This window comes from Hubeiibacter jixunmingi, assembly GCF_041928215.1.
Lineage (GTDB): Bacteria > Pseudomonadota > Gammaproteobacteria > Pseudomonadales > Moraxellaceae > Acinetobacter.
Window position 1 is genome coordinate 1 of sequence record NZ_JBHFHK010000101.1, and the last position, 5,227, is coordinate 5,227.

The window sequence follows — 5,227 nt, forward strand, 5'->3', positions numbered from 1 at the left end:
ATGGACAAGGTGCAAAAGGGGGACTTGTCATCAGTCAATCGGTAAATCAAGTGGTGGCATGACGACCAAAATTATGGTTTATCCAAGTAGACAAGGCATTCTACCTGCTGTGAAAGTCACCATTGATTATTTGGCTGATAAATTAACAGAACACTTTGTGTAGTTCTTCTAGCATTGTTTCAAATATGCAACGTTTCATCGTAATTTTGCGACTTCTCATTAGCTAGGGCTTTATCTATACTGTGTTTCATCAAGAAAGTTAATGTTTAATTCATTAATTTTTCATTTACAAGTTTTGAAGGAATACACTATGAGCAATACACTTAACGCAATCAAGTCACGCCGTACAATTTATGCAATTGGCAATCAGGTTGATATGTCTGCTGAACAATTAGATGCTTTGATTCGTGATACAGTAAAACACGTACCTTCAGCATTTAACTCGCAATCTACGCGTACAGTACAATTATTTGGTGCTGCACACCAACAATTTTGGCAAATCGCCATTGATGAGCTGAAAAAATCGTACCAGCAGATGCTTTTGCTGCGACTGAACAAAAATTGCAAAGTTTCGCTGCGGGTTATGCCACAGTCTTATTCTATGAAGATCAAAGCGTCGTGAAAGGCTTACAAGAGCAATTTGCAGCGTATGCGGACAATTTCCCAATTTGGTCTGAACATGCATCAGCAATGGCTCAGTTCGCCCTATGGACTGTATTGGCTGAACATAATATCGGTGCATCGCTACAGCACTATAATCCGATTGTCGATGCAGAAGCAGCAAAAGCCTTTGATATTCCTTCAGATTGGAAACTGCGTGCACAATTGGTAATTGGTTCAATTGAAGCCCCTGCAGGCGAAAAGAGCTTTATCAGGGATGAACAACGCTTTAAAAGTTTTTTTGACAAAACCTAATTCATAAATTTTAAAGTGCTGTAGAAACTCAGAGCCATCATAATTTGACTATAATGGCTTTTTTATTGAGTTCTGAAAATTATCATTAAATAATTGAATTTATTATAAAAAATTATTTATAAGCAAAATAAAAAGTTTAAAACATTCACCTATAATTGTTATTTACGATTAAAAATTAAAAAATCATAGAAAAAAACAAAATTATCGTCAGGTGAAACTAATTGACAAATGTACTTGATAATCATTATCATTTAATCACCAGATAACAGCACGCTATAGGAGTTACGCAATGAATGCACCATTTTCGCTATTTAATCGCCAACAGCATTCACCAGCCTACCACTTACCTACTTTGCATTCCGCAAATCTATTTGCATTGAGTCGAGAAATCCGTATTATGCATGAAGGTGAAGAATATCGTTTAAGACTTACTCGCAATAACCGATTAATTTTAACAAAATAATTTATAATAATTATTTTTATGAGATAAAAATATTATTGTAAAATATATTTAAAATAATCACTAAGTCAAAGTGTATTCGTTATGCTTTGGCTTTTTTTAATGCTTAAACTGACTTTAGTTTTTAATAAACTTTAAACGTAAATGATCGTAAGCCCAATTAAAAATCAATGTGTAGATCATAATAAATAACGTCATGGCTAAGTCTAAAATAAATGCCTGCCACAGACTGATGTTGAGTATATAAGCTACCAAAGGCAAAGTCATCAATAATAGCCCACCTTCAAAACATAGCACATGAATTAAACGTATTTTTATACCACGTGTTTCTCGACGAGCAGTAAAGAAGCGGTCGAATATCCAATTGAATATCATATTCCACAGCATGGCAAGCAATGAAATCAAAATCACTATGCTTGCCAAAGCGGATGTATTATGCTGAGTAAAAATACTTAGACCAATGATACTGAGTATAACAGCAAGCACTTCAAATAAAATGGCATGAAAAATACGTTCGTAAATACTCATGATTTTTGATTATGCATTAAGTGCCTTTTCGATATCGCTACAAATATCTTCTGGCTTTGTGGTTGGGGCATAGCGTCCAATCACTTCTCCTTGTTTATTAATTAAAAACTTTGTAAAGTTCCATTTGATACCATCTGTCAAAAAGCCTTTGCTATGTTTGGTAAGGTATTGGAATAATGGGTGTGCATCACTGCCTTTTACATCAATTTTAGCAAACATTGGAAAGCTTACACCATAGTTGATTTGGCAAAACTGTGCAATGTCGCTATTTTCTTTAGATTCTTGCCCACCAAACTGGTTACAAGGAAAACCCAACACACTAAAACCTTGCTGATGATATTTTTGATATAAATCTTCCAAGCCTGGATATTGTGGGGTAAAGCCACAGGCACTCGCAGTATTGACAATTAATAATACTTGTCCTGCATAGTCATTTAAGCTTTGTTCGCCACCTTGTAAACGTTGTGCAGAAAATTGATAAATAGACATAATAACTTACCTAAAATAGATTTTAATTGTTTTAGATTTTATCACAATCAATTCAATTAAAATGATTATTTTGTACATTATTTTTATCAAAATTAAATATGGTCGATAATAACATCGACCATATTTTTTTAATATTTTAAAAATATTAATAAGTATGAAATAGAATGAATGGGAGTCTTCATACTATATTCAAGTTAAAGATAAATATATAAGTTATGGGTAAGTCTCATCATCGCTGTGCTGTTTTGCTTCTAACATTAAAGAAGCAGAATTCACGCAATAACGTAAGCCTGTAGGCTCAGGACCATCTTCAAATACATGACCTAGATGTGCATCACAGTTGTGGCAAGTGATTTCTGTGCGACGCATACCGTGTGTTTCATCGCTATGTTCATCGATATTGCTTGCATCCAAAGGACGGAAAAAACTCGGCCAGCCCGAGCCTGAGTCATATTTTGTATCTGATGAAAATAAAGGTGTACCACAGCAACGGCATAAATAAACACCATCTGTTTTGGTATTCCAATACTGTCCAGTAAATGCAGGTTCAGTACCCTTTTGACGAGTGATACGATATTCATCTGCACTAAGGGAACGTTGCCATTCACGCTCTGTTTTATTGACTTTTCCCATGATACTCCCCTTTCTTTCTAGGTTCGAAAATGTCATGATAAGTTTATCCTAAGTTAAGCGTGCTGTATCGTTCCGAGCAGTCGTTTGTTCAAAAAAGATACTTTTTATTTAATTTTTTCTGCGTAATTGGAAATATCATGACCCAGTCTATTCATACACCACGTCAAATTAAAAAATCCAGCAAACTTGAACATGTTTGTTATGATATTCGTGGACCTGTCTTAAGAGCAGCCAATGAAATGGAAGAACAAGGACATAAAATCATTAAATTAAATATTGGTAATCCCGCCCCATTTGGCTTTGAAGCACCACAAGAAATTATTAATGATGTCGCTATGAACTTAACCAATGCAATTGGTTATTGTGACTCCAAAGGTATTTTCCCAGCGCGTAAAGCAATTTGCCAATATTATCAACAAAAAGGCTTACTGAATTTAACAGTCAATGATGTTTATATTGGAAATGGTGTATCTGAACTGATTGTCATGGCAATGCAAGGTTTGCTTAATGATGGCGATGAGATGTTGATTCCGATGCCTGACTATCCACTTTGGACAGCTGCGGTGAATTTGTCTGGCGGTACAGCGATTCATTATCTGTGTGATGAAGAAAATCAGTGGTATCCAGATATTGCTGATATGGAAAGTAAAATCACAGCATACACACGTGGTATTGTGATTATCAATCCAAACAATCCAACAGGTGCGGTCTATCCGCGTCATATTTTAGAGCAAATCGTTGATTTGGCACGTCGTTATGATTTGGTGTTGTTTGCAGACGAGATTTATGATCGTATCATTTATGATGGTGCAGAACACATCGCTCTCGCATCGATTGCCAAAGATGTATTATGTGTATCATTCAACGGCCTATCAAAAAGCCATCGTATCGCAGGTTTCCGTTCTGGTTGGATGGCAATTTCGGGTGATAAATCGCGTGCAGGTGATTTTATCGAAGGCTTAGATATGTTGGCATCTATGCGTTTGTGTGCTAACGTTCAGGCACAATACGCAATTCAAACTGCTTTGGGTGGCTATCAATCTATTAGCGATTTAATTCGTCCAAATGGTCGATTATATGAACAACGTGAATTGGCTTGGAAATTATTGAATGACATTCCTGGGGTAAGCTGTGTTAAGCCTGAAGGGGCATTATATTGTTTTGTTAAACTTGACCCGAAAGTTTATCCAATCAATGATGATGAAAAGTTTATGTTGGAATTATTAAAAGCTGAAAAAGTATTATTAGTTCAAGGTACTGGATTTAACTGGCCTACGCCAGATCATTTCCGTTTGGTATTTTTACCGAGTGAAGGTGAATTGCGTGAAGCAATTGCACGTTTGGCAAATTTCTTGGCAAAAATTCGTGAGCAAAATCATACTGAAGAATAATTCTTTGTTATTCTTCATAAATAAAAGCCACCTTTAAAAGTGGCTTTTATTGATTTTATTGATTTTATTATTATAAGCAGAGCTTAAGAATCAAAGATTAAATTTTCAATATCTCCTATAATATTTTTCCTACTTTTAATTATTTTATCCTTCGCAATATTTAACATTTGAATAGAATATTCTGCGAGCTTATAAGAGTCAAGTTTATAAAAAAGACCTTTTTCATATTCATTTAAGTTTGAGAGATTAGTAGATAATTCATTACGTAAGACCAGTTCAATAAATTCTATCTCAGAATACTCATCCGTCTCTATTGGATTAGTAGCTCTTACATCTTGATAAATTCCCCCTAAATTGTATCTATCAATTAATAATTGAGTAAAATATTGATTAAATCCACTAGTGAAACTTATAACATCCCTATTATTTTCAATAAATGTTGAAACATCATCAAAAAATAAACACATATTTTCTAATTTACTATTTTCAGAGATATCATTGTTTACACTATTCAGAATCTCATCTATTTTAGGTAATATCCACTTATCTTCTACAACTGACCTATTTATGCTATAAGCCATATTCATTACATTGTCAGTTCTAAATCTTTTGAATACCTTTTCCACAATACGATGATTGATATTAGAATTATTAACAATACAATAGGCTGTAAAATACTCTTGGAAAGAACGATGCGTATAGGTATAGTCCAAACCATTCTGTATTAGAAGTGGAATATTAGACCTCTTGCGAAAGTTTTGATATAATGACAAGATGAGATACGAAACAATCAAGGGCTTTAGCGACAGCC

General features: G+C 34.4%; 5 protein-coding genes and 2 pseudogenes. 3 read left to right on the forward strand and 4 right to left on the reverse strand.

The window, feature by feature from the left end:
• Positions 1-376: 376 nt before the first annotated feature.
• Together ACEYX7_RS10545 and hemP are read left to right on the forward strand one after the other, a co-directional pair.
• Positions 377-915, forward strand: a pseudogene (locus ACEYX7_RS10545) (nitroreductase family protein).
• A gap of 289 nt (positions 916-1,204) precedes the next feature.
• The gene (hemP, locus tag ACEYX7_RS10550; protein ID WP_374805433.1) at positions 1,205-1,378 is read left to right on the forward strand and encodes a hemin uptake protein HemP; all 174 of its coding nucleotides are present in this window, start codon (positions 1,205-1,207) and stop codon (positions 1,376-1,378) included.
• Between the two features lie 114 nt (positions 1,379-1,492).
• Here the strand turns inward: hemP and ACEYX7_RS10555 are convergent, their stop codons facing one another.
• The 3 genes from ACEYX7_RS10555 to msrB all read right to left on the reverse strand — a co-directional run bounded on the left by ACEYX7_RS10555 (position 1,493) and on the right by msrB (position 3,025).
• Positions 1,493-1,903, reverse strand: coding sequence for a PACE efflux transporter (locus tag ACEYX7_RS10555; protein ID WP_374805432.1), 411 nt, complete (start codon positions 1,901-1,903; stop codon positions 1,493-1,495).
• Between the two features lie 9 nt (positions 1,904-1,912).
• Positions 1,913-2,395, reverse strand: coding sequence for a glutathione peroxidase (locus tag ACEYX7_RS10560; RefSeq protein WP_374805435.1), 483 nt, complete (start codon positions 2,393-2,395; stop codon positions 1,913-1,915).
• A 210-nt stretch (positions 2,396-2,605) separates the two neighbouring features.
• Positions 2,606-3,025, reverse strand: a complete 420-nt coding sequence (msrB, locus tag ACEYX7_RS10565) for a peptide-methionine (R)-S-oxide reductase MsrB (protein WP_374805430.1) — start codon at positions 3,023-3,025, stop codon at positions 2,606-2,608.
• Positions 3,026-3,162: 137 nt separating this feature from the next.
• Here msrB and ACEYX7_RS10570 point away from each other — a divergent pair, with 137 nt between their 5' ends.
• The gene (locus ACEYX7_RS10570; protein ID WP_374805429.1) at positions 3,163-4,416 is read left to right on the forward strand and encodes a pyridoxal phosphate-dependent aminotransferase; all 1,254 of its coding nucleotides are present in this window, start codon (positions 3,163-3,165) and stop codon (positions 4,414-4,416) included.
• 83 nt (positions 4,417-4,499) lie between these two features.
• On the opposite strand, the pseudogene ACEYX7_RS10575 reads toward ACEYX7_RS10570, so the two are convergent.
• A pseudogene (locus tag ACEYX7_RS10575) lies at positions 4,500-5,227 on the reverse strand (hypothetical protein); the annotation flags it as partial.